General features: G+C 41.9%; 24 protein-coding genes. 23 read left to right on the top strand and 1 reads right to left on the bottom strand.

The window, feature by feature from the left end:
* The first annotated feature begins 17 nt into the window (after window positions 1–17).
* The 8 genes from RHS_RS02535 to RHS_RS02500 all read left to right on the top strand — a co-directional run bounded on the left by RHS_RS02535 (window position 18) and on the right by RHS_RS02500 (window position 6,742).
* Window positions 18–965: a phosphate ABC transporter substrate-binding protein gene (locus RHS_RS02535; RefSeq protein ID WP_044296748.1), complete on the top strand. Its 948-nt coding sequence runs from the start codon at window positions 18–20 to the stop codon at window positions 963–965.
* Between the two features lie 166 nt (window positions 966–1,131).
* Window positions 1,132–2,019, top strand: coding sequence for a phosphate ABC transporter permease subunit PstC (gene pstC / locus RHS_RS02530; RefSeq protein WP_242881466.1), 888 nt, complete (start codon window positions 1,132–1,134; stop codon window positions 2,017–2,019).
* A complete protein-coding gene (gene pstA, locus RHS_RS02525; protein WP_395021043.1) occupies window positions 2,016–3,197 on the top strand; it encodes a phosphate ABC transporter permease PstA in 1,182 nt (393 codons plus the stop codon). Before pstC ends, pstA begins: the two co-directional genes overlap by 4 nt.
* Window positions 3,198–3,202: 5 nt before the next feature.
* Window positions 3,203–3,967: a phosphate ABC transporter ATP-binding protein PstB gene (pstB, locus tag RHS_RS02520; protein WP_027293996.1), complete on the top strand. Its 765-nt coding sequence runs from the start codon at window positions 3,203–3,205 to the stop codon at window positions 3,965–3,967.
* A gap of 26 nt (window positions 3,968–3,993) precedes the next feature.
* Window positions 3,994–4,653, top strand: coding sequence for a phosphate signaling complex protein PhoU (gene phoU / locus RHS_RS02515; protein WP_027293997.1), 660 nt, complete (start codon window positions 3,994–3,996; stop codon window positions 4,651–4,653).
* Between the two features lie 420 nt (window positions 4,654–5,073).
* Entirely contained in the window at window positions 5,074–5,640 is a 567-nt protein-coding gene (gene rsmD, locus RHS_RS02510; protein WP_027293998.1) for a 16S rRNA (guanine(966)-N(2))-methyltransferase RsmD, read from the top strand.
* The gene (gene coaD, locus RHS_RS02505) at window positions 5,637–6,140 is read left to right on the top strand and encodes a pantetheine-phosphate adenylyltransferase (protein WP_027293999.1); all 504 of its coding nucleotides are present in this window, start codon (window positions 5,637–5,639) and stop codon (window positions 6,138–6,140) included. The genes rsmD and coaD overlap by 4 nt, the downstream gene beginning before the upstream one ends.
* Entirely contained in the window at window positions 6,140–6,742 is a 603-nt protein-coding gene (locus RHS_RS02500; protein WP_027294000.1) for an ATPase, read from the top strand. The genes coaD and RHS_RS02500 overlap by 1 nt, the downstream gene beginning before the upstream one ends.
* A 33-nt stretch (window positions 6,743–6,775) precedes the next feature.
* On the opposite strand, the gene RHS_RS02495 is transcribed toward RHS_RS02500, so the two are convergent.
* Window positions 6,776–7,702: a hypothetical protein gene (locus RHS_RS02495; protein WP_047832230.1), complete on the bottom strand. Its 927-nt coding sequence runs from the start codon at window positions 7,700–7,702 to the stop codon at window positions 6,776–6,778.
* Window positions 7,703–8,027: 325 nt separating this feature from the next.
* Here RHS_RS02495 and RHS_RS02490 point away from each other — a divergent pair, with 325 nt between their 5' ends.
* From RHS_RS02490 to RHS_RS29925, 15 genes are all read left to right on the top strand, one after another.
* A complete protein-coding gene (locus RHS_RS02490; RefSeq protein ID WP_047832229.1) occupies window positions 8,028–8,903 on the top strand; it encodes a peptidoglycan DD-metalloendopeptidase family protein in 876 nt (291 codons plus the stop codon).
* A gap of 51 nt (window positions 8,904–8,954) precedes the next feature.
* Complete coding sequence (locus RHS_RS02485; RefSeq protein ID WP_027294003.1) at window positions 8,955–9,761, top strand: GTP pyrophosphokinase family protein; 807 nt, start codon at window positions 8,955–8,957, stop codon at window positions 9,759–9,761.
* Window positions 9,762–9,809: 48 nt separating this feature from the next.
* On the top strand, window positions 9,810–11,192 hold the full coding sequence (locus tag RHS_RS02480; RefSeq protein ID WP_047832228.1) for an RsmF rRNA methyltransferase first C-terminal domain-containing protein: 1,383 nt from the start codon (window positions 9,810–9,812) through the stop codon (window positions 11,190–11,192).
* Window positions 11,193–11,915 (top strand): pseudouridine synthase, encoded by a 723-nt coding sequence (locus RHS_RS02475; protein WP_047832227.1) that lies wholly within the window; start codon window positions 11,193–11,195, stop codon window positions 11,913–11,915.
* Complete coding sequence (locus RHS_RS02470) at window positions 11,909–12,577, top strand: HAD family phosphatase (RefSeq protein ID WP_047832226.1); 669 nt, start codon at window positions 11,909–11,911, stop codon at window positions 12,575–12,577. The genes RHS_RS02475 and RHS_RS02470 overlap by 7 nt, the downstream gene beginning before the upstream one ends.
* Before the next feature lie 55 nt (window positions 12,578–12,632).
* Window positions 12,633–14,597: a YgiQ family radical SAM protein gene (locus tag RHS_RS02465; protein ID WP_047832225.1), complete on the top strand. Its 1,965-nt coding sequence runs from the start codon at window positions 12,633–12,635 to the stop codon at window positions 14,595–14,597.
* 67 nt (window positions 14,598–14,664) lie between these two features.
* Window positions 14,665–15,270 carry a hypothetical protein gene (locus tag RHS_RS02460; RefSeq protein ID WP_044289347.1) on the top strand — a complete coding sequence of 202 codons (606 nt, stop codon included), beginning with the start codon at window positions 14,665–14,667 and terminating at the stop codon, window positions 15,268–15,270.
* A gap of 118 nt (window positions 15,271–15,388) precedes the next feature.
* Complete coding sequence (locus tag RHS_RS02455; RefSeq protein WP_047832277.1) at window positions 15,389–16,357, top strand: RluA family pseudouridine synthase; 969 nt, start codon at window positions 15,389–15,391, stop codon at window positions 16,355–16,357.
* A gap of 46 nt (window positions 16,358–16,403) precedes the next feature.
* Window positions 16,404–16,937 carry a Holliday junction resolvase RecU gene (locus RHS_RS02450; RefSeq protein WP_027294010.1) on the top strand — a complete coding sequence of 178 codons (534 nt, stop codon included), beginning with the start codon at window positions 16,404–16,406 and terminating at the stop codon, window positions 16,935–16,937.
* A 110-nt stretch (window positions 16,938–17,047) separates the two neighbouring features.
* The gene (gene hisZ / locus RHS_RS02445; RefSeq protein WP_044289349.1) at window positions 17,048–18,316 is read left to right on the top strand and encodes an ATP phosphoribosyltransferase regulatory subunit; all 1,269 of its coding nucleotides are present in this window, start codon (window positions 17,048–17,050) and stop codon (window positions 18,314–18,316) included.
* Between the two features lie 175 nt (window positions 18,317–18,491).
* Window positions 18,492–19,127: an ATP phosphoribosyltransferase gene (gene hisG, locus RHS_RS02440; RefSeq protein WP_027294011.1), complete on the top strand. Its 636-nt coding sequence runs from the start codon at window positions 18,492–18,494 to the stop codon at window positions 19,125–19,127.
* A gap of 25 nt (window positions 19,128–19,152) precedes the next feature.
* The gene (hisD, locus tag RHS_RS02435; protein ID WP_047832224.1) at window positions 19,153–20,445 is read left to right on the top strand and encodes a histidinol dehydrogenase; all 1,293 of its coding nucleotides are present in this window, start codon (window positions 19,153–19,155) and stop codon (window positions 20,443–20,445) included.
* 9 nt (window positions 20,446–20,454) lie between these two features.
* Window positions 20,455–21,042 carry an imidazoleglycerol-phosphate dehydratase HisB gene (hisB, locus tag RHS_RS02430; RefSeq protein ID WP_027294013.1) on the top strand — a complete coding sequence of 196 codons (588 nt, stop codon included), beginning with the start codon at window positions 20,455–20,457 and terminating at the stop codon, window positions 21,040–21,042.
* Window positions 21,042–22,331, top strand: a complete 1,290-nt coding sequence (gene hisIE, locus RHS_RS02425; RefSeq protein ID WP_395021038.1) for a bifunctional phosphoribosyl-AMP cyclohydrolase/phosphoribosyl-ATP diphosphatase HisIE — start codon at window positions 21,042–21,044, stop codon at window positions 22,329–22,331. Before hisB ends, hisIE begins: the two co-directional genes overlap by 1 nt.
* Before the next feature lie 179 nt (window positions 22,332–22,510).
* Window positions 22,511–23,854, top strand: coding sequence for a phosphodiester glycosidase family protein (locus RHS_RS29925; RefSeq protein WP_395021036.1), 1,344 nt, complete (start codon window positions 22,511–22,513; stop codon window positions 23,852–23,854).
* Window positions 23,855–23,880 lie beyond the last annotated feature (26 nt).

Here is a 23,880-nt window from a genome sequence, read left to right as displayed (position 1 = left end):
TTTTGGAGGAAAAAATTATGAAGAAATTAATCGCAATGGCGGTAGTTGGAATTATGACATTAGGACTGGTTGCTTGTGGAAGCAATACAGGTACAACAGAAACATCACCATCTACAACAGCAGCTACAGAAGCAGGAGCAGGTGATACACAGGCAGCAACAACAGAAGCAGCTTCTTCAGAATCAGCAAGTGCAGATGGAAGCGAAGCTCCCGCAGGAGATATCAGCGGAAATATAGTAATTACAGGATCTACTTCAGTAGAGAAGATCTTAAACGATATGAAAGATGAATTCGAAGCACAAAATCCTGACGTTACAATCGAATATACAGGCAGCGGTTCATCAGCAGGTATTACAGATACAAAATCAGGAACAAACAATATCGGTGCAGCATCCAGAGAAATTAAGGATGAAGAAAAAGAAGACGCACTTAAGACAGAAGTTTTCGCATATGACGGAATTGCAATTATTGTAAACCCGGCAAATGAAGCAGTGAAAGATATTTCAGAAGAGCAGTTGGCTGATATTTATTCCGGTAAAATTACAAACTGGAAAGAGGTAGGCGGAAATGATGAAGACATCTTTGTAGTATCCCGTGAAGAAAGTTCAGGAACAAGAAGTGCATTTGAAGAGTTAATTAAGCTGGAAGATGCTGGCGGACTTTCCGGAAATGCATCTGTATCTGAAGGAAATGGACCTGTACAGGCGGCAGTAGCAGGAAATGAAAATGCAATCGGTTATGTATCTTTCTCATTTATTGATGACACAGTAAAACCTCTTACAGTAGCAGGTGTAGAACCAACCGCTGAATTAGCAAAATCCGGAGAATATCCACTGAGCAGACCATTCCTTTTCTGCTATTATGATGACAAAGTAACAGATGCAGGCAAAGCATTCTTAGAATTTGCTATCTCTGAAGAAGGACAGGCGGCAGTTGATACTCACGGCGGAATTCGTATTGACTAATTCTACTGATATAAGCTTCATTAATTTAAGCCGCAGGAAATGCGGACCTGGAGTAAATGGTGAAAGAAAATTAGAAATAGAAAGGGAGCCACACTGTGATTCTTTCACCTTGTTTTAATTTGTGGCAGTATTACAGGCAAGCCTGTAATATGCAATGGGTATAAATATGAACCGAAATGTAAAGAGAGACGTATTTGAAAAAGTAGTAGAAGGAATCTTTTTGCTCTGTGCCCTTGTGGGAGTTATTTCGGTAATAGCAATTATAGTATTTGTTTTTTACAAAGGATTACGACCGTTTTTCGGTCCTGACAGCTACAGTTTCTTAGATTTCATCAGTGGAACCAGATGGGCTCCCGGACAAAATGTTTACGGAATCTTCTATATGATTGTAGCTTCTGTACTGGCTACAGCGGGAGCAATTGTAATAGGTGTGCCGATTGGTGTTCTGACAGCGGTTTTCATCGCTGAAATAGCGCCAAAAGGTGCCGTGAAGGTAATTAAGCCAGCAGTTGAATTACTTGCTGGCATTCCTTCTGTTCTATACGGTGCATTTGGTTTGGGTGTGATCGTTCCGATTATTAAGGAAATATCCCCTAAAGTGCAGGGACAGTCATTGCTGGCAGTAATCATTGTATTGACAATTATGATATTACCGACTATTGTTTCCCTATCAGAAAGTGCAATTAAATCAGTACCGAAATCATACCGGGAGGCGTCCCTTGGCCTTGGTGCATCCAAAGTGCAGACGATTTTCAAAGCAGTGCTGCCAGCAGCAAAATCAGGTATCCTTTCGGCTACCGTGCTTGGTGTCGGACGTGCAATCGGTGAGACGATGGCTGTTATGATGATAGCGGGAAATCCAACACAGGGGCTGCCGGACAGTATTTGGTCAATGGTGCGTCCGCTTACAACGAATATTGCCATGGAAATGAGCTATGCATCCGGAAGACAACAGGAGATGCTCTTTGCAACCGGTGTAATCTTATTTATCTTTATTATGATTGTTAATTTAACCTTATTAAAAATTACACGCAAGGCAGGTGAAAAATCATGAGCAGGAAAACGAAAGACTCAATTGTAAAAGGCCTGATCTATGGTTCTGCCGGATTTACGGTATTTATACTTGTAGTAATCATTGGATTTATTGTTATAAAAGGGCTGCCGGGAATCAGCTTTGATTTCCTTACCAGAAATTATGAAGATAAAACTACTTATGTAAATTCACAGGTGGCAGCAGATATGCCGGATAACGGACAGGAAGGATATATTCCATCCCTGGGAATCACGCTGAATATAAATAAAGACAAAAAAGTTTATATCAGTGATATGGATAAAACATCTCCTTTGAAGGATGCTTTAAACCAAAAAAAAGAAGCATATCCCATTGAAAAGAAAGATATACTTTCAAAAATAGGAAGTATTAATGTAGATACACTGGTAAAAGAGACAGATCCGGAAAATCCGGAAGCAGTAAAAGCTGCTGTAGCTGATTTAAAAACCCAGATTCAGGGTCTCAAAGACAGTAATCTGAAAATAAAAGTTGTTCGTCCCGGCGGCGGTATTGTGCCGATGCTTGTAACGACGCTGTATATGATTGGATTATCACTGCTGATTGCAGCGCCAATCGGAATTTTGTCTGCCGTTTATCTGATTGAGTATGCAAAACCGGGTAAACTGATGAGGACGATACATTTTGCAATAGAGAATCTTGCGGGAATTCCTTCTATTATTTATGGTTTGTTTGGTTCACTGTTTTTTGTAAAAATCTGTGGACTGCAGTATTCTCTACTGGCTGGAGCTTTAACTCTTAGTATTATCCTGCTTCCAACGATTATTACAACCACAGAAGAAGCATTAAAAGCAATTCCCAGAACTTATCGGGAATCTTCCTTAGGACTGGGTGCAACCAGGCTGCAGACAGTATCCAGGGTTGTTTTACCAAATGCACTGCCTGGAATTTTAGTTGCTGTTTTGCTGAGTATCGGGCGTATCGTAGGAGAATCAGCGGCACTTCTGTTAACTGCAGGTACCGTTGCACAGATTCCCGGTGCCCTGTTTGGAAATTCTGCAAGCGGCGCTACTTTAACGATTAAAATGTATACCCTGATGAAAGAAGAAAATGATTTGACAACGGCTTGTGCAATCGGTATTGTTCTGCTGGTCATCATCATTGTCTTAAACTTTGCATCAAAAGTGGTTACAAAAAAACTTCTGAGTAAAAAAGGAGAGTAGGCATTATGAATCCGATAGAAAATCCTAAATTTCGTGTAGAGGATCTGAATCTTTATTATGGAGACTTTAAAGCTCTGAATAAGATTAATATGAATATACCAAAAAATGAAATTGTTGCCTTTATAGGTCCTTCCGGATGCGGAAAGTCTACTTTTTTGAAAACAATCAACCGGATGAATGATTTGATTGAAGGTGTAAAAGTGGAAGGTAAGATATATTTGGATGACGTGGATATTTACGGTGATATTGACGTAATAAAACTGCGTCAGCGGGTAGGTATGGTCTTCCAGCAGCCGAATCCATTTCCTATGAGTATCTATGACAATGTTGCATATGGTCCCAGGATTCACGGAATTAAAAAGAAACAGGAATTAGATGAAATTGTAGAGCGCAGTTTGAAACAGGCAGCGATCTGGGATGAGGCAAAAGACAGGTTAAAGAAAAATGCCCTGGGCATGTCAGGAGGACAGCAGCAGCGTATCTGTATCGCCAGAGCACTTGCTGTGGAACCGGAAGTTATCTTAATGGATGAGCCGACCAGTGCATTAGACCCGATTTCCACCTTAAAGATAGAAGATCTGGCTGTTGAGTTAAAAGAAAAGTATACGATCGTCATCGTTACCCACAATATGCAGCAGGCCAGCCGTATTTCTGATAAAACTGCTTTCTTCCTTACTGGTGATGTGGTAGAATATGGAAATACTACACAGATATTCAACAATCCAAAAGAGAAAAAAACCGAAGAATATATTACAGGACGTTTCGGTTGATACAGGTCAGAAAGGGGAATAGTATAATGACAACCAGAAAATCTTATATAGCAGAATTAGATGATATTACGCTTAATGTAGAAAAAATGGGTTTACTTCTAGAAGTCATGATTAACAAAGTGATCAAGGCACTTACGGAGACGGATGCAGAATTGGCAAAAGCAATTATGGAACAGGATGATGAAATGGACTGTCTGGAACGGGAGACAGAAAAAGCCTGTATCCGCATTGTGGCTAAGCAGCAGCCGGTAGCTACTGACTTAAGAAGAGTTACTTCTATTATGCGTTTAATTGCCGATATAGAGCGCATTGCAGACCATTGCAGCGATATATCCGAATATATCATCGAACTGGCAAAAGAAGATCCGGTGCCGATGCCGGAAGGTGTTACACAAATGATTGACGCCATGAAAAAGATGGTAAATATGACAATCCAGTGTTTTATTAAAGAAGACGTTTGGCCAATCGAAAAAATCATCGCTATGGACGATACCGTGGATGATTATTTCTTCCAGATAAAGGACGAACTCTGTGTGGCGATGAAACACAAACCGGAAGCGATTAAAGCGTATACAGATTACCTGCTCATTGTAAAGTATGTAGAGCGTATGGCTGACCATTCCACCAATATAGCAGAGTGGGTGTCTTTTATCGTAACAGGGGACCTGGAACAGTATTTAAATTAATACTGTTTCCTTTTTGTTTTATAAATTCCATACTTTTCACGAAAAAGCTCAGCACCACAACCTGAAATTGTGATATGCTGTGCTTTTTTATAGTATGTTTTAGGTAATCCGGGTAATATATTACTGCCAATAGCGTCCAGCATGCCACACCCCCGGGGTTCCACCATGTTGAGAAAACCAGCTTTGTATCAATAAACTTAATCCCTGAAAGCTTGCAGGAGTGTTTTTTTTGCGGATAGTATCCGACTTAATCAGCGCCCCCCATCTCTTCCAATTTCCCCCTCTTTCTCCAGTGCCTGTGTGATTATCGGTCCATATTTCTTAATTCTACCATAAATGTCAACAAAAGTAATTGACATGAACACCAAAAAACAACTATAATAGTACGGAATAACATTACAATAAAGGTAGGAAGATTCTATGAGAGTAGTAGCAGGGACGGCGAAACGCCTGCCTTTGAAAACGGTACCTGGACTTGAGACCAGGCCTACGACAGACAGGATAAAAGAGACTTTGTTTAATATGCTGCAAAATGATATTTACGACTGCAGGTTTTTAGATCTGTTCAGCGGAAGCGGGGCGATTGGGATAGAAGCCCTGAGCCGGGGCGCTTCTTTTGCTGCATTTGCAGAAAATAACCGCAGGGCTGTGGAGTGTATTAAAGAGAATCTCAAATTTACAAAACTTGAAGAACGGGCACAGGTAATGCCCTGTGATGCCATTAGTGCAATACATAAATTAGAGGGGCAGGAGCCATTTGATATTGTATTTATGGATCCGCCTTATAATCTGGAGTGGGAAAGACGTGTCTTAGAGGCATTTGCAGATTCTTCCTGTATTACGGAAGATACATTGATTATCGTGGAAGCATCAAAAGAGACAGATTTTTCTTATCTGGTAAGTATTGGCTATATAATCGAAAAGTATAAAGAATATAAGACAAACGCCCACGTCTTCATAAAGCGGGCCGAAGGGAGATTAGCATGAGAAGAGCAGTATATCCGGGAAGTTTTGATCCGGTAACGTTTGGGCATCTGGATGTAATGGCACGTTCGGCAGCATTAGTGGACGAGCTGATCGTAGGAGTTTTGAATAATAATACAAAAACCCCGTTGTTTTCTGTAGAGGAACGTGTTAATATATTACTTGAAGCGACAAAAGACATAACGAATATCCGGATAGAATCGTTTACGGGACTGTCCATAGATTTTGTGAAAAAATGTGATGCAAAGTTTATCGTAAGGGGACTTAGGGCGATAACAGACTTTGACTATGAATTGCAGATGGCGCAGACGAACCGTATTATGGATCAGGATATCGATACAATATTTCTTACAACAAGTTTGGAATATGCTTATTTGAGTTCGACAACTGTGAAGGAAGTAGCCGCATATGGCGGTGATATTTCGAAATTCGTTCCACCGGTCGTAGTTGATAGAATTTATAATAAAATATGGGAAAGAAAGAATAATAAGGAGAGATTATAATGAGCAGCAGAATCGAACAAATTATTGAAGAAATTGAAGAGTATGTAGACAGTTGTAAATTTCAGCCTTTGTCTTCTACTAAAATTGTTGTAAATAAAGAAGAATTGGAAGAATTACTTAGAGAACTTCGCATGAAGACTCCGGATGAGATAAAGAGATACCAGAAGATAATCAGCAATAAAGATGCCATACTGGCAGATGCCCAGGCAAAAGCAGACAGTATGCTGGCGGATGCTACTTCACAGCAGCAGCAGATGATCAGCCAGGATGAAATCATGCAGCAGGCAGTTGCACAGTCAAATGCACTTCTGGAACATACCAACCGCCAGGCACAGGAAATTCTGGACAACGCAACAAATGATGCTAACAGTATCCGTATGAGCGCGATTCAATATACGGATGAGATGCTGGAAAACTTAGAAAAAATTATGAGCCATACGATTGATACGGCAGGTGCTAAATATAATACATTCCTGAATTCTATTCAGTCTTGTTATGATATTGTAAATAAAAACCGCAGCGAACTGTCTCCGCAGTCTGTTCCAAATAATTATGTTGCAACAGCAATGGAAGAGAGCGGCGAAGGCGAAGCTGCAGAGTAAAGCGTTTCATTGAACACTTGGGTGAATCCCTTTTTACAGCAGATAACATGCGGCAAGAGCAAGGGCGATGACAGTAATGATGAGCTTTGATATTACATACTTGGAAAGGCGAAGACCGCTTTCGTGTATCATGCTTTCTGTCTGCGCAATTGAAGACAATCCGCCAAAAGAACAGATTGCAATCAAAAGCAGGTATTGGATGGTAAAGGAGGCATTTTCCATAGATATGGTATGAATCCCATTGGTCACTTCCATGATGCCAACCAGGAAAGCTTTTATGACTGCATTTGAGATGGGCAGATATAATACGATTTTTGCCAGTATGGCAAAGAGCATGATGTATCCCCCCAGTTTTGTAATATTTATTATACCGTTCATAATACAGGCATCTACCAGTCCAAAATTCAATGTCGTGGTAGGTGCTGTATTTGTATGTAAAGAAGTAGATTCCCGGAATTGTTTTCTGCATCTGATGCCGGTAAACAATCCATAAAGTAATGGAGCACCGTATATGATTACAATGGTGGGAATAATCAGTTCTTCCTTATGCAGATGTTCCAATACCAGAAAATTGATAATGAACATGGGGCTTACATTGTTGCAAAACCCCAGAAGATATTGTGCTTCGGGAAGGGTAATCTGTTTTTCATTGGTAAGGTCTGCAATGACCTTGGCACCCATGGGATATCCGCAGAAGAATCCCACAGTGAGTGCATAGCTTCCGTTTGTACCCACGCCGAACAGAAAGCGAAAGATGGGAGCAAACAGAAACATCAGCGGTTCGATCAGTCCCAGATTAATAATCAGATTGGACAGGATCATCAGGGGAAGCAGGGTAGGCACCAGTGTCTGGAACCAAAGGAGCAGTCCGGCAAGTGAGGCATCAAAGCCGTCTGCGGGGCAGAGATAGAGGAAGATCAGTGCGGTCGTAATGACCAGGCCATAGAGCATTTTTTTCATAGATGCTGTACCTGTGACTATCTGGCATAAATAACAATATATAATTTCTGGATCGTGTTTTAGAAGCAATTTTCAACACGCTCTAACAGGAAGTAAATTTTAATTATATATCGTTATTTACGTCAGACAGCGCGAATATGTTTTTTATAGTATATGAAGTGCCTGAAGAGATTCATTCCTGAAAAAATGTCATTTTTTGATTCTAAATCAGCAAATCTACGCATATATTAATCATGAGAATAGAAAGTCTGTGGCTTGGGCTTGCTATCAGAGCGTGTTTGGGCACAAGCGTTTTCAAACAGGCTCTAGAGGAAGAGTCGAATAGATGAATAAAATAAAGCTTCTTCGAAATATCTGTGTAATTCTTCTGGTGGGCATTTTTTGTTATGGATGCATCGATTATTTACATACCCAGGGAAAAATATTCAATTTAACGTATCAGTCCAATGAGACAATGGGATTTCGCAGCCAGAAAATTGGGGAAGATAATTTTCGGCGGTTAATGGAAGTCAGTAAGGCGGAAGACGTTCCGGTTTATGACCTGCTTTCCGTGTGGATGCCCAAATACCAGTTTGAATTGGATCATGTGAAAACGTCCGCACTTACCCCTTCGGATTATTATTTATGGCGGACTTATTTTCAGGCGTATAATTTACATGCGCTGCAGGAGATTCAGCAAAGCTATGCTGCTGTATGGGAGGACGTATTGTATTACCCCGTGCCGGACAGTACCAGTGAGGATGAATCTCAGACTTCTTTTGAAGACTCCTGGATGCTGGAGCGCAATTACGGCGGCAAACGGGGGCATGAAGGAACAGACATTTTCCCCAAAGAAAATGTAAGAGGGAAATATCCGGTGGTCAGCGTATCAAAGGGTATTGTGGAACAGGTGGGATGGCTGGAAAAAGGCGGCTGGCGTATTGGTATCCGCTCAGAGCATGGCGGATATTTTTACTATGCGCATCTGAGTTCTTATGCAGGGGATTTTAAGAAAGGTGATGAGGTTCAGGCAGGAGAACTTCTGGGATATATGGGAGATACCGGGTATAGTAAAACGGAGGGTACGACAGGAAATTTTGACGTACATCTGCATTTTGGAATCTATATCAGAACAGACCGAAAGGAAGAAGTCAGTGTTAACCCCTACTGGGTTCTTCGTTATTTAGAAGATCGAAAGTTGAAATATGCATATGAAGTGTGATATACTAAAATATTAAGGGGAATTATTATAGTTAAGAGGAGAATCAGGTATATGGAAATACAATTATGGAGAGAAATTCTGGATCCATATGAATTAGCAGTGAATGAACTGACCGTGAAGTTTGAGCATCTGATCAGAGAGCATCGGGCACGTGGGAAGTATTCACCTATAGAACAGGTTATGGGGCGGGTGAAAGCCATATCCAGCATATTGGAAAAGGCACAGAAAAAGAAAATACCGCTGAATGAAATAGAAGAAAAATTAGATGATATTGCAGGTGTACGCATTATCTGTCAGTTCGTGGAGGATATTGAAAAAGTAGTGGAGATTATCCGAAACCGTACAGATATGTCTGTAAAGAGCGAAAAGGATTACATTGCCAATATGAAATCCAGCGGTTACCGCAGCTATCATATGATCGTCTATTATGAGGTCCAGACATTAGCAGGAAGTAAACGGATTCAGGTTGAGATACAGATCCGGACACTGGCAATGAATTTTTGGTCAACAATCGAACATTCGCTGCAGTACAAATATAAACGAAATATTCCGGAGCATATCCGCATGAAGTTAAGCAAAGCAGCGGATGCGATTATTGTGCTGGATAATGAGATGTCTTCGGTGCGCAGTGAAATTATGGATGCGCAGAATTCCTTCCAGATTCAGGCGAATCTGGTATCAGATATCTTAAATAACATACAGAATCTGTATCATCTGGCGAATAAGAGAGAGATCATTAAGATTCAGGATGAATTTTACCGTATCTATGAATTGAACGATATTGAACAGCTGGAACGTTTTCACAAGCAGCTGGATATTATTGCAGAAGGATACCGCGCCCAGTCACTGGCGAAATAAAATACATAGATTAGAGCGTGCAGACGCTCTTCAACAAAGGAGCAATAAATGAATTTACCACAGGACTTTGCGGATTCCATGAAGGAACTGCTGGGAGCAGAGGAATATGAAGCATATTTAAACAGCGCAGGCCAGGAACGGGTTCATGGTCTTCGTGTGAATACAAGTAAGATAACGGTAGAAGAATTTTTAAAACTGACGCCTTTTTCATTAGAGCCAATACCCTGGGTGGAAAATGGATTTTTTTATGACGACTCACAGGCCGTTACGAAGCATCCTCATTACCATGCAGGGTTATACTATGTGCAGGAGCCAAGTGCGATGATACCTGCAGACAGACTTCCTGTAAAAGAGGGGGACTGTGTGCTGGATCTCTGTGCGGCGCCCGGTGGAAAGGCAACGGAGCTGGGAGCTAAATTAAAGGGGACGGGAGTCCTGGTTGCCAATGATATCAGCAATTCCAGGGCAAAAGGTCTTTTGAAGAATCTGGAGCTGTTCGGACTACCGGATATTCTGGTAACCAGCGAATCCCCACAGAAACTACTGCCTTATTTTAAAGGCTTTTTCGATAAAATATTAATCGATGCACCCTGTTCCGGAGAAGGGATGTTCCGCAAAGATCCGGCTATGATCAAGAGCTGGATAGAACATGGACCGGAATATTATGCCGGCATTCAAAAGGAAATATTGCTGATGGCAGCCGATATGTTAAAGCCGGGCGGTTTATTGCTTTATTCCACCTGTACGTTCTCTGCACTGGAGGATGAGTGTTCGATTGCCACTCTGCTGTCGGAAAGAACGGAATTTGAAGTGATACCGATGAAAGGCTATAAGGGATTCGATAAAGGGATTCCAGGCGCTGCCGGTGGAGATGAGCAGTTAAGGAACTGCGTCCGTATCTGGCCCCATAAAATGGCTGGAGAGGGACATTTTGCGGCACTTCTAAAAAAGAACGGGGATTTCGTTGCCACGGATACCGGCGCAAAGACAAAAAAGAAGAAGCAGGTGCTGCCAAAAGAATGCCAGGAATTTTTTGACCAGTATTTAAGGCTGGATTTTACGGACAGGAATATTACTGTATATGATAACCGGGTTTATGCCATACCAAAAGCCCTTGGTAATATCCGTGGACTGCGGTTTCTGCGTACAGGATTATATCTGGGAGAAATAAAGAAAAACCGTTTTGAGCCAAGCCAGGCACTGGCGATGAGTCTGAAAAGAGACCAGGCAGTATACAGCATCTCTTTTTCAGGCAGTGATGAGCGGACGGTGAAATACTTAAAGGGTGAAACGATAGAACTTGAGGATGCCGAGGCGAAGGGCTTAAAAGGCTGGATTCTGGTCTGTGTGGATGGATATCCGCTGGGATTTGCGAAAGCAGCCAATGGTTCGCTGAAGAATAAATATTACCCTGGATGGAGATTACAGTAAATGAGTCTGATAAGATTAGATAAATATCTGGCTAACGCAGGAGCGGGAACCAGAACAGAAGTAAAGAACCAGATCCGAAAAGGATTGGTTACAGTTAATGGAGAAGTTGTTAAGAAGCCTGAGATGAAGCTGGATTCGGACAGGGATGCGGTGTGTGTCGGTCAAAGTCCAGTGACATACCGGAAATATGAGTACTACATGTTCCATAAGCCGGCAGGCTGTGTGACAGCCACCCAGGATAACCTGCATCAAACAGTGATGGATTTCATCTCTTCGGGGAAGAAAGAGGAACTTTTCCCGGTGGGAAGGCTGGATAAAGATACAGAAGGGCTTTTGCTGATTACCAATGACGGTGCCCTTGCCCACGAACTGCTTTCTCCAAGAAAACATGTGGATAAAACTTATTATGCAAAAGTCGATGGAATGGTAACAAAATCGGATCAGGAAACATTTTTGCAGGGCGTGGATATTGGTGAAGACAAACCTACACTTCCGGCGAATCTTGAGATCTTAACCAGCGGTGAAATATCAGAAGTGTGCCTTACCATACGGGAGGGGAGGTTTCACCAGGTAAAAAGGATGTTTGAAGCGGTGGGAAAGCAGGTTGTGTATTTAAAACGCCTGTCAATGGGAGCAATTAGTCTGGATGAACATCTGGCTAAGGGAGAATACCGCCCGTTGACCGGAGAGGAAATAGAAAGGATCGGAGGAAGCGGATGTTAGAAGGAATCAGAGCGGTCATATTTGACTTAGACGGAACTTTGGCAGATTCCATGTGGATGTGGCCCAAGATAGATATAGAATACCTGAACAGATTTCAGATTCAGGTACCGGCAGGACTTCATGAGGCGATTGAAGGTATGAGTTTTACAGAGACCGCTGATTATTTCAGGACCGCATTTTTCCTTCCCAAAACCACAGAGGAAATCAAACAGGACTGGATGGATATGGCGTATGATAAGTATGCCAATGAGGTGCCGCTAAAACCCGGCGCATCTGAGTTCCTATACGAACTGAAGCAGCGCAGTATTAAAACGGGGATTGCTACCAGTAACGGCAGAGGACTTGTGGAGGCAGTGATGCATGCACAGCATCTGGATGACCGGATTGATGCAGTCCGGACCGCATGTGAGGTGGCAAAAGGAAAACCTTCTCCGGATATATACCTCAAAGTAAGTGAGGATCTTCGGGTTGCACCAAAGGAATGCCTGGTATTTGAAGATATCAGCATGGGGATTCTGGCGGGTAAGAACGCCGGAATGAAGGTATGTGCAGTGGAGGATGCATTCTCCATGGGGCAGATTGAGAAAAAGAAAGCCCTGGCAGATTATTATATTTTGAATTATCATGATGTTTTAAATAATACGTATGAACATCTTCGTTAGCAGCGTGTTTTACAATTGATTTATGCCTGCAGACAGCAGGCGGACAGGAGTACGAATGAGTAAGCAGTTTCTGCCCGTAAACAGGGAAGATATGAAGGCGCGTGGCATTGCCCAGCTGGATTTTGTATATGTAACAGGGGATGCCTATGTGGATCATCCCTCCTTTGCCCACGCGGTGATCAGCCGCATGCTGGAGGCAAACGGATATAAGGTAGGGATTATTGCCCAGCCGGATTGGAAAGACAAAGAAAGTATCATGGCGCTTGGAGAGCCGAGGCTTGGTTTTCTTGTTTCAGCAGGAAATATGGATTCCATGGTGAACCATTATTCGGTATCCAAGAAGCGAAGAAAAACAGATGCTTTCAGTCCAGGAGGAGAAATGGGGAAACGGCCGGACAATGCGACAATTGTCTACTGCAATCTGATTCGCCAGGTGTACAAAAAGGTGCCGGTTATCATTGGCGGTATCGAAGCCAGTCTGCGCAGGATGGCACACTATGATTACTGGGCGAACGCACTAAAACGCTCCATTTTACTGGATTCAGGTGCTGATCTGATTTCTTACGGTATGGGAGAACGTTCCATTGTAGAAATTGCAGATGCACTGAACAGCGGTATTGAAATGAAAGATCTGACCTTTATTGATGGAACCGTATTTAAAACGAAAGATTTATCCATCGTTTATGATGCGGTTTCACTGCCGCCCTATGAAGCACTGAAAGCAGACAAGCTGAACTATGCAAAAAGTTTCTATGTCCAGTATTGCAACACCGACCCATTTACCGGGAAACGTCTGGTAGAAAGCTATAAGGACGGGTGGCATGTGGTGCAGAATCCACCTGCAAAGCCCTTAAGCCAGTCAGAGATGGATCGGGTCTACTCTCTTGGATATATGAGAACCTGGCATCCTTCTTATGATGAAAAAGGCGGGATTCCGGCAATTGAAGAAGTGAAATACAGTCTGGTGAGCAACCGTGGATGTTTTGGGGGATGCAGCTTCTGCGCCCTGACTTTTCACCAGGGAAGAATCATCCAGACCAGGAGCCACGAATCAATTCTGGCTGAAGCAAACCAGTTTATATGGGAGAAAGATTTTAAAGGATATATTCATGACGTGGGAGGTCCTACTGCAAATTTCAGGCAGCCGGCATGTGACAAACAGCTTGAAAAAGGTGTGTGTCCCAAAAAGCAATGCCTGTTCCCCACTCCTTGTAAGAATCTGAAAACAGACCATAGTGATTACTTGTCGCTCTTGCGTAAACTGCGGGAACTTCCAAATGTGAAAAAGGTATTTATCCGATCCGGCATTCGTTTTGATTATTTAATTTATGATCCGGATGATTCCTTTTTTAAAGAATTGGTGGAGCATCACGTGAGTGGCCAGTTAAAAGTAGCCCCTGAGCATATTTCGGATAAAGTACTCAGTAAAATGGGCAAACCGGAGCGTAGTGTCTATGAAAAATTTGTGCATAAATATAAAGACCTGAATACAAAATGCGGGAAGAATCAGTTCCTGGTACCATATCTGATGTCATCCCATCCGGGTTCTACTTTAAAAGAAGCAGTGGCACTTGCAGAATATCTTCGCGATCTGGGATATATGCCGGAACAGGTACAGGACTTTTATCCGACGCCGTCGACTATCTCAACGTGTATGTATTATACAGGCGTAGATCCAAGGACAATGGAACCGGTTTATGTTCCGAATAATCCCCACGAAAAAGCAATGCAGCGAGCGCTGATTCAATACCGGAATCCAAAAAATCTGGAACTGGTAACGGAGGCTCTGACCAAAGCACACCGCACAGATCTGATTGGGTTTGATAAAAAATGCCTGATTCGCCCTATAAGAGGGGAAGGGAAATCTTCCAGTTATTCATCCGGCAGGTATGGTAAGCCGTCGGGAGATAAAAATGGGGGAAAAGGTGAAAAAAATAATGGTGCTTCGTTTGGCAATGGAAAAGATAAGAATAAGCCTGTGAAGAAGAAAACAATCCGGAACGTGCATAAGAAGAAATAAGTAAAAACCCAGCGTCCCGGTAAATAATAACGGCAGAAAAATAAGTAGAATTGTGAGGAGATTACGGATGAAGAAAGTTTCAAAGGGAAAACGCGGCTATATTCTTTCCCAGAAGAAAAAGCGGGGACTGATAACATTTATTCTGTTCCTGATTCCGGTAATTATATTTGTGACCGGTTTAATTCAAACAGGCACAAGACTTAATATGTTTACCTTCGTGGCAGTTATGGGATGCCTTCCGGCAAGCCGCTCTGCAGTTGGTATGGTGATGATGTTTATGCAAAAGCCTATAAGTGAAGAGATTTATCAGAAGATTCAGTCTCATGTAAAAGATATGGTTTGCGCTTATGAGCTGACGATTACTGCTTATGAGAAAAATACCCCCATTGACAGTCTGGTGGTATGCGGCACTCACGTCATAGGGTATAGCAGCAGTCCAAAGGCAGACCCATCTTTTGCAGAAAAGCATATAAAGGAGATACTGAAAGGCAACGGATATAAATCAAATGTAAAAATTTTTACCGATCTGAAACATTATCTGGAAAGAATTGATATGCTTTATCCAAAGAAAGAGGAACTGGAAGCAGAGGGAACCTTTACCCCCAGTGAAGATTATCCGGATCTTAGCAGAAGCGAATTGATGAAGCATGTAATACTGGCGATCTCTTTATAAGAACGAGGAAGAAAGGTGACAGCTTTGCAGGCAAAAGAGTGTTTGAAAATTGCTTTCTACAAATGGCGGGAATGAATTTTCAGAAACCCTCTGGCCTGCAGTATGCAGCGGTACAAATATGAAATTAGTAATTGTAAATGAAAATGAAGCCGGTCAGCGTCTGGATAAACTGCTGGCAAAATATCTAAGTGAAGCATCCAAAAGCTTCCTCTATAAAATGCTTCGTAAAAAAAATATAACTTTGAACAACAAAAAAGCAAATGGAAATGAAAAAACCGCACTTCATGATGAAATACGGTTTTTTCTCTCTGATGAAACTTTTGAAAAATTTTCAAAGAAAAATACGGATATTACCAACATTAAAATCACCAGTAAACTTCAGATTATCTATGAAGACAAGCATATACTCCTATTGAATAAACCGGCAAATATGCTTTCCCAAAAGGCGAAGAGCAGTGATATTTCCATAAATGAAGAAATGCTTGCATATCTTCTTGAAACAGAGCAGATTACCGGGGAAGAACTGAAGACTTTCCGTCCGGCAGTCTGCAACCGTTTAGACCGCAATACAAGTGGTTTGATTGTAGCAGGGAAAACGCTGATTGGACTGCAGACCATGGCTGAGGTTTTTAAGGACAGGAGCCTGCACAAATATTATCTCTGCCTGGTTTCTGGAGAAGTGGCTAAAGAGCAGACGATTGATGGCTGGCTTACAAAAGATGAAAAGCAAAATAAGGTACAGATCAGCCGGGAATGTACAGAAGGTGCGCTTCCCATACACACCCAGTATACGCCTTTGGAAACGAAAAATGGTATTACTTTATTAAAAGTCTGGCTGATCACAGGAAGATCCCACCAGATCCGCGCTCATCTGGCATCCATCGGACATCCCATAATCGGAGATGCCAAATATGGAAACCGAAAAGTAAATCAGAAGTTTGCGGAAGCATTTGGAGTCAAATATCAGATGCTTCATTCCTATCAATTGGTGATGCCGCAGATCAAAGGGGAACTGGGCTATCTTTCTGGAAAAGAATTTACGGCTAAAGTGCCGCTTGTGTTTGACAAGGTCTTTGGGATATGTTAAACGTTTCCTGATTGATTTGAAACATAAAACAGAAAGGATCATCCATATGTCAACATGGAATTCAAGAGGACTTCGAGGGTCCACATTGGAAGACTTAATCAACCGTTCTAACGAACAGTATCAGGAAAAGGGACTGGCATTGATTCAGAAAATCCCCACTCCGATTACCCCAATCAGAATTGATAAAGAGAACCGTCATATTACACTGGCATATTTTGAACAGAAAAGTACGGTTGATTATATTGGAGCAGTGCAGGGAATACCTGTTTGTTTTGACGCAAAAGAATGTAATGCGGATACTTTCGCGCTCCAGAATATCCACGAGCATCAGGTACAGTTTATGGGAACCTTTGAACAGCAGGGTGGGATTTCTTTTTTGATTATCTTCTATACCAAAAAGAATGAATTTTTTTATCTGCCCTATGAGCGAGTGAAATTTTTCTGGGACAGGGCGGCAGAAGGCGGCAGAAAAAGCTTTCGTTATGAAGAACTTCCCCAGGAATTTAAGCTGGAGAGTAAAGGTGGTATTTTAGTACCTTATTTAGATGCACTGCAAAAGGATTTAGATATGAGGGATTGACTTTTTTTCGTCCATCTATTATAATGTTAAATAATTTTATATAGTAGTGAATTATCACGTTACCACGATAAAGTAAAGCGAATTAAGATTTTCAGAAAGAGGAGAGAGAGATGAATCAACGATTATTACATACGCCGGAAGGTGTCAGGGACATTTATAATGCAGAGTGTGAAAAGAAACTTACTTTACAGGACAATCTGCATAAAGTCTTAAAATCCTATGGCTACCGGGATATAGAAACGCCGACTTTTGAATATTTTGATGTATTTGGTCAGGATGTTGGAACCATTCCATCCAAAGATCTGTATAAGTTCTTTGACAGAGAAGGAAACACACTGGTTTTAAGACCGGACTTTACACCGTCCATTGCAAGGGCAGCAGCAAAGTATTTCACGGAAGAAGATCTTTCCGTGCGTCTCTGCTATATGGGCAACACCTTTATTAACAACTCCAGTTATCAGGGGCGTTTAAAAGAAACAACCCAGCTGGGAGCGGAATTTATCGGAGATGACAGTGTGGATGCAGATGCGGAGATTATCACCCTGGTCATTGAGACACTGCGCAGTGCAGGACTCAAAGATTTCCAGATCAGCATCGGTCATGTGGAATTCTTCAAAAGCCTGATAACGGAAGCAGGGATTGATGAGGAAAATGTGGGGACAGAGGAAGAACTGCGTGAACTGATTTCCAATAAAAATATGTTTGGTGTGGAAGAACTGTTATCTGAAAAGAATATCAGTGAAGAATTAAAAAATGTGTTTGCAACCCTTCCTCAGCTGTTTGGAACAGTGGATGCACTGGAACGGGCAAAACTCCTTACTTCTAATCCAGGAGCACTGAAAGCAATTGCAAGACTGGAAGAACTATATGGCATTTTGAAATATTACGGTGTTGAGAAATATGTTTCTTTTGATCTGGGAATGATCAGCAATTATATGTATTATACCGGGATTATTTTCCGGGGATATACCTTTGGAACAGGGGATGCCATAGTGAAAGGCGGACGTTACGACCATATGATGGGACATTTCGGAAAAGATGCGCCGTCTATAGGTTTCGTAGTGGTAGTAGACCAGCTGCTGACAGCTCTGTCCAGACAGAAAATCGATGTGCCGGTGGAGCAGGTAAACCGTCTGATCTTATATAAAAAAGAGCAGAGAAAAGAAGCGATTACACTGGCAAAGCATCTTCGGATAGAAAATAATTATGTGGAACTGATCTGTCAGAAGGAAAGTCTGTCCTTAGAGGATTATCTGATATTTGCAAGGCGCAGCCGCATTACGGAAATCTTGTATTTTGAGGAAAAGGATAGAATACTGTCTGTAAATACAGAAACGAAGGTTATGAAACCTGCGGAACTTACAACGTTATTGCTATAATAAAAAAAGCTGCAGTAAATGCAGCACTGGAGGATAAGGTGTGAAAGAAAACGTTTCACACCCACTATATTTAAAGCTGCAGTAAATGCAGCACTGGAGGATAAGGTGTGAAAGAAAACGTTTCACACCCACTATATATTTAAAGCTGCAGTAAATGCAGCACTGGAGGAGGATAATGAGATATTTAACGTTTGCCCTTGGGAAAGGACGATTGGCGAAACAGACCCTGGAGGTTTTTGAAAAAATAGGAATTACCTGTGAAGAAATGAAAGACCCGACCAGCCGGAAACTGATTTTTGTAAATGAGGAACTGAAATTGAAATTTTTCTTGTCTAAAGGTCCGGATGTACCCACTTATGTAGAGTATGGTGCGGCTGATATCGGAATTGTAGGAAAAGATACCATTGCAGAGGAACAGAGGAAGCTGTATGAAGTACTGGATCTGGGATTCGGAAAATGCCGGATGTGTGTCTGCGGTCCGGCTTCTGCAAGAGAATTATTAAAGCACCAGGAATTAATCCGGGTTGCAACAAAATATCCGAACATTGCAAAAGATTATTTTTATAATAAGAAGCATCAGACGGTAGAGATTATTAAACTAAACGGCTCGATTGAGTTAGCGCCCATTGTGGGACTCTCGGAAGTAATTGTGGATATTGTGGAAACGGGTTCCACGCTCAGGGAAAACGGATTGGAGATTTTAGAAGAAATCTGTCCGTTATCTGCAAGGGTGGTAGTAAACCAGGTAAGTATGAAAATGGAAAACGACAGAATTACGAAGCTTTTAACGGATTTAAAAGCAGTCTTATAAGTGCAGGAAAACCTAGGAGGTTATTATGAGAATTGTTGAATTGACGAAAGATACCATGCAGAATGTACTGGAAGACCTCTTGAAGCGGAGTCCAAACAGTTACGGAGAGTTTGAAGGACGTGTGACAGAGATAATCCAGAATGTAAAAAATGACAGGGATAAGGCAGTCTTTGATTATACCAGGCGTTTTGACGGGGCAGATATAGGCGCAGAGAATATCCGGGTGACGGAAGAGGAAATTCAGGAAGCATATGAACAGGTGGATAAAAGTCTGGTAGAGGTGATCCGGAAAGCATTGGTAAATATTCGTTCCTATCATGAAAAGCAGCGGCAGTACAGCTGGTTTGACAGCAAACCGGACGGAACAATGCTGGGCCAGAAGGTAACACCGCTCTCTAAAGTAGGGGTTTATGTTCCTGGGGGCAAGGCAGTTTATCCATCTTCTGTTTTAATGAATATTGTGCCAGCCAAGGCAGCAGGTGTTGAGAAGATTATTATGACAACACCACCTGGGAAAGACGGTAAAGTAAATCCTTCTACTCTTGTGGCAGCCCATGAGGCAGGGGCGGATGAAGTATATAAGGCAGGCGGTGCCCAGGCAATCGCGGCACTGGCATTTGGTACGGAGAGTATCCCTAAAGTAGACAAGATTGTAGGACCCGGCAATATTTATGTGGCGCTGGCGAAAAAAGCAGTCTATGGGCATGTGAGCATCGATTCTGTTGCAGGCCCGAGTGAGATACTGGTTCTTGCAGACGAGACAGCCAATCCCAGGTTTGTTGCAGCAGACCTTTTATCCCAGGCAGAGCATGATGAGATGGCTTCGGCGATTCTTATTACAACCAGCCGGGAACTGGCAAAGGAAGTATCGAAAGAAGTGGATGCCTTTACCGCGGAGCTATCCAGAAAAGAAATTATTCAGAAATCCCTTGATAATTACGGCTATATTTTAATCGCTGAAAATATGGAAGATGCAATTGATACGGTAAATGAAATCGCATCAGAGCATCTGGAGATCGTAACGAAAGATCCTTTCCAGGTAATGACCAAAATTAAAAATGCAGGTGCCATTTTTATCGGAGAGTACAGCAGTGAGCCTTTGGGCGATTATTTTGCAGGACCAAACCATGTATTGCCTACGAATGGCACAGCGAAATTCTTTTCTCCTTTAAGTGTTGATGATTTTATTAAAAAATCCAGTATTATTTATTATTCCAGGGAAGCTCTGGAGCCAATTCATGAGGACATTATTAAATTTGCAACAGCGGAACAGCTAACCGCCCATGCGAATTCTATTAAAGTCCGCTTTGAAAAATAGGAGGCATTTATGACCAGGATAAAAACAATTGAGAGAAATACCCGGGAAACCCAGATCAGCCTTACTCTGGATCTGGATGGAACGGGAAAATCAGATATCCATACCGGCATAGGTTTTTTTGACCATATGCTGGATGGCTTTACCAGACATGGATTATTTGACCTTAAGGTTTGTGTAACCGGGGATCTGGACGTAGACTGCCATCATACAATCGAAGACACCGGAATTGTACTGGGTACGGCTATCCGGGAAGCTGCAGGGGACAAAAGGGGAATCCGCCGTTATGGTGATATTATACTTCCCATGGATGAAACACTGGTGCTTTGTGCCATTGACTTAGGCGGCAGACCGTATCTGTCCTATGATGCATCTTTTAGTGCGGACCGTATGGGCGATATGGATACCGAGATGGTAAAAGAGTTTTTCTATGCCGTTTCATATGCAGCGGCAATGAATCTGCATATGAAGGTCTTGACACCGGGGAATAACCACCATATGGCAGAAGCAATGTTCAAGGCATTTGCCAAGGCTTTAGATGAAGCAGTTACTTATGATTCCAGAATAATGGACGTGTTATCAACGAAAGGGAGTTTGTAATGATACATAAGAAATTAATACCTCATATTTTTATTAAAAAAGGAATTGCCGTAACGGGATTTTTCGATAACCGTGTATTTGCAGATGGAGATGTGGTTAAGCTCGCACAGCATTACAGCAACAATGGTGCGGATGAATTAATCATCTTTGATTTATCCAATACGGACAGCGAACATGACCAATCTTTAAAGCTGATTAAAGAAATTTCAAGAGAAATAGATATTCCCATCCTGGGCGGCGGAAATATAAAAAGAGTAGAAGATGTAAAAAAACTGATATATGCAGGCTGCAAAAAAGCCTTTTTAAATATGGCTAAGAAAAGCAACCTGGATCTAATGCCGGAAGTATCCAAGCGCTTTGGCAAAGAGAAAATTGCGGCATGTGCAGATAATTTTGCATTATTAAAAGAGCAAAAGGAACTCCTTGAGACCTATACAAGCGAAGTCTTATTATTAGGTGATAACCTTCATTTATACGAAGCAGTAAGTGCTGTTTCTGTAGGAGCCGTACCGATTCTGTCGCTGTTGGATAAGGAAAAGATGATTGCACTTTTATCCATCGAACAGGTATCCGGCATATCCGGTAATCTATTATCAGATCCGTCCATAGATCTGATGGATTTAAAAGGGGAACTTAAAAGAAGGGGCATTGTGGTGAACACCTATGAAAGCAAGCTTAAATGGTCTGATTTTAAGTTAAATTCCGATGGAATGATGCCAGTAGTAGTCCAGGATTATAAAACACAGGAAGTACTTATGATGGCATATATGAATGAGCCTGCATTCGAGACTACAATTAAGACAGGCAAGATGACATACTGGAGCAGAAGCCGGAACGAGCTTTGGACAAAAGGGCTTACAAGCGGACACCTGCAGTATGTAAAAGAACTTCGGATCGATTGTGATAATGATACGATTCTGGCAAAAGTTTCCCAGGTAGGTGCAGCCTGCCATACGGGACACCAAAGCTGCTTCTACCGTGATCTGGTAAAGAAAGAATACGACAATACCAATCCAATGAAAGTATTCGATGATGTATATTCAGTAATCAAAGACCGGAAGGATCATCCGAAAGAAGGTTCTTATACAAATTATCTCTTTGATAAAGGCATTGATAAAATCCTGAAAAAAGTTGGCGAGGAAGCTACGGAAATCGTAATTGCAGCTAAAAATCCGGATCCGGAAGAAATCAAATATGAGGTATCGGATTTCCTGTATCATGTAATGGTACTCATGGTTGAGAGAGGCGTTACATGGGAGGATATTACGAAAGAACTGGCGCAGAGGTAAAGAGTGGTGTTTTCCCGCTCTTTTCCCGGGATTTATTAACATCCCATAAAAATTTTCACCGTAAAAGTTTATCCTATAAATTGTAGTCCCCCTATTGCGAAAATGTTACAATTCTGTTAAAATCTACTAAGAGTATTCTTTACATATGCTCTGAAGAAATAAAAAGGGGGAGCTATTCTTTGAAGTACAACAGGAAAAAGACACAATTGCGGATGATCCTTTTATTATTCTGCGTATTGATCGGTTTTGCTTTGAGCGATTCTACGGCACAGGCGGCAAAGAGAACCGGCTGGAAGACGGTAAAAAGTTCGAAGTATTACTATGTTTCCGGGAAAAAGGTAAAAAATAAGTGGAAAAAGATCAATAAAAAATGGTATTATTTCGACAGAAAAGGCAAAATGCTGAAGAAGCGCTGGGTTGGGGATTATTATCTTGGCTCAAAGGGCTACATGTTGACGAATAGATGGATCAAAAGCTATTTTGTCGGGGAAGACGGTAAATGGATTCCGAAATTCAGAGGTGGATGGCAGAAAATCGGCGGCAAATGGTATTATTATACCAAATCAGGGAAAAAGAAAACGGGCTGGATTACTTCAAAGGGAGACCGCTATTTCCTGGATTCTAAAGGTGTAATGAAGACAAAGTGGACAGCAGTTAAGAAAAAGAATTACTATTTTTCCAGCTCCGGTGCACTGCAAAAAAATACCTGGCTGAAAAAAGGCAAGTATTATTACTATGTGAATTCCAAAGGGGTTATGGATGCTTCCAGAAAAATGAATACCAAAAGCATCAATACGGCTACTTATCTGGAATACCGCAGCAGTACCTTGTCAGTGAAGATTAATAAAAAGCAGAATTATAGTTCTGTGTACTGGGTGGCACGCATTAAGACCAGTAATCCCAAACAGCTGCGCTCAGCCATGTCTTACGGGTCCTATGGAGGATCCAGACAGCTTACCTCACAGGCGGTATCTTCTAACGGTGGAATAATCGGCATCAACGGAAGCGCATTCTCTTATTCTACTGGACAGCCGTCACCGCTTGGCATGTGCATCAAAAACGGTAAGATTTATGGCAATTATGCAACCAGCTATACGACTATGGCAGTTAAAAAGGATGGAACAATGTACACTCCGCCAATGGGATTATGGGGACAGTCCCTTCTGGATATGGGTGTCAAAGACACTTATAATTTCGGTCCGGTTCTGATTAATAATGGAATTGCCGCACCACTGGATATGCAGAATTTTTCTTTGACCAGCTATAAAGATCCACGTACTGTAGTAGGAATGGTTCGGCCCAATGACTACGTTATACTGGTAGCGGACGGAAGGCGTTCAGGCTATTCTCTTGGTCTTGACCATTATGAAATGATTGCAGAACTGCAAAGACAGGGATGCCGCTATGCTTACAATTTAGATGGCGGAGGCTCCACAACGCTTTATTACGATGGAAAGGTTTTAAACAGGCCTTCTGATGGAGCGGAACGCCTCTGTGCAGATTTTCTTTATTTTACTAATTAAACACATGTGATACATAAGTACCCGCT

The organism is Robinsoniella sp. RHS, from assembly GCF_001029355.1.
Classification (GTDB): Bacteria; Bacillota; Clostridia; order Lachnospirales; family Lachnospiraceae; genus Robinsoniella; species Robinsoniella peoriensis.
Note: the sequence above shows the minus strand (reverse complement) of the source record. Positions and strands in the feature narration are given on the sequence as shown.

Coding starts and splice junctions, on each gene's coding strand:
- hisIE (WP_395021038.1), top strand. CDS start 21,042: ATGATACATAAGAAATTAATACCTCATATTTTTATTAAAAAAGGAATT.
- RHS_RS02535 (WP_044296748.1), top strand. CDS start 18: ATGAAGAAATTAATCGCAATGGCGGTAGTTGGAATTATGACATTAGGA.
- RHS_RS02490 (WP_047832229.1), top strand. CDS start 8,028: ATGAATAAAATAAAGCTTCTTCGAAATATCTGTGTAATTCTTCTGGTG.
- RHS_RS02470 (WP_047832226.1), top strand. CDS start 11,909: ATGTTAGAAGGAATCAGAGCGGTCATATTTGACTTAGACGGAACTTTG.
- hisG (WP_027294011.1), top strand. CDS start 18,492: ATGAGATATTTAACGTTTGCCCTTGGGAAAGGACGATTGGCGAAACAG.
- pstA (WP_395021043.1), top strand. CDS start 2,016: ATGAGCAGGAAAACGAAAGACTCAATTGTAAAAGGCCTGATCTATGGT.
- phoU (WP_027293997.1), top strand. CDS start 3,994: ATGACAACCAGAAAATCTTATATAGCAGAATTAGATGATATTACGCTT.
- RHS_RS02450 (WP_027294010.1), top strand. CDS start 16,404: ATGTCAACATGGAATTCAAGAGGACTTCGAGGGTCCACATTGGAAGAC.
- RHS_RS02475 (WP_047832227.1), top strand. CDS start 11,193: ATGAGTCTGATAAGATTAGATAAATATCTGGCTAACGCAGGAGCGGGA.
- pstC (WP_242881466.1), top strand. CDS start 1,132: ATGAACCGAAATGTAAAGAGAGACGTATTTGAAAAAGTAGTAGAAGGA.
- coaD (WP_027293999.1), top strand. CDS start 5,637: ATGAGAAGAGCAGTATATCCGGGAAGTTTTGATCCGGTAACGTTTGGG.
- RHS_RS02485 (WP_027294003.1), top strand. CDS start 8,955: ATGGAAATACAATTATGGAGAGAAATTCTGGATCCATATGAATTAGCA.
- RHS_RS02495 (WP_047832230.1), bottom strand. CDS start 7,702: ATGAAAAAAATGCTCTATGGCCTGGTCATTACGACCGCACTGATCTTC.
- hisB (WP_027294013.1), top strand. CDS start 20,455: ATGACCAGGATAAAAACAATTGAGAGAAATACCCGGGAAACCCAGATC.
- pstB (WP_027293996.1), top strand. CDS start 3,203: ATGAATCCGATAGAAAATCCTAAATTTCGTGTAGAGGATCTGAATCTT.
- RHS_RS02455 (WP_047832277.1), top strand. CDS start 15,389: ATGAAATTAGTAATTGTAAATGAAAATGAAGCCGGTCAGCGTCTGGAT.
- rsmD (WP_027293998.1), top strand. CDS start 5,074: ATGAGAGTAGTAGCAGGGACGGCGAAACGCCTGCCTTTGAAAACGGTA.
- RHS_RS02460 (WP_044289347.1), top strand. CDS start 14,665: ATGAAGAAAGTTTCAAAGGGAAAACGCGGCTATATTCTTTCCCAGAAG.
- hisZ (WP_044289349.1), top strand. CDS start 17,048: ATGAATCAACGATTATTACATACGCCGGAAGGTGTCAGGGACATTTAT.
- RHS_RS02480 (WP_047832228.1), top strand. CDS start 9,810: ATGAATTTACCACAGGACTTTGCGGATTCCATGAAGGAACTGCTGGGA.
- hisD (WP_047832224.1), top strand. CDS start 19,153: ATGAGAATTGTTGAATTGACGAAAGATACCATGCAGAATGTACTGGAA.
- RHS_RS02500 (WP_027294000.1), top strand. CDS start 6,140: ATGAGCAGCAGAATCGAACAAATTATTGAAGAAATTGAAGAGTATGTA.
- RHS_RS02465 (WP_047832225.1), top strand. CDS start 12,633: ATGAGTAAGCAGTTTCTGCCCGTAAACAGGGAAGATATGAAGGCGCGT.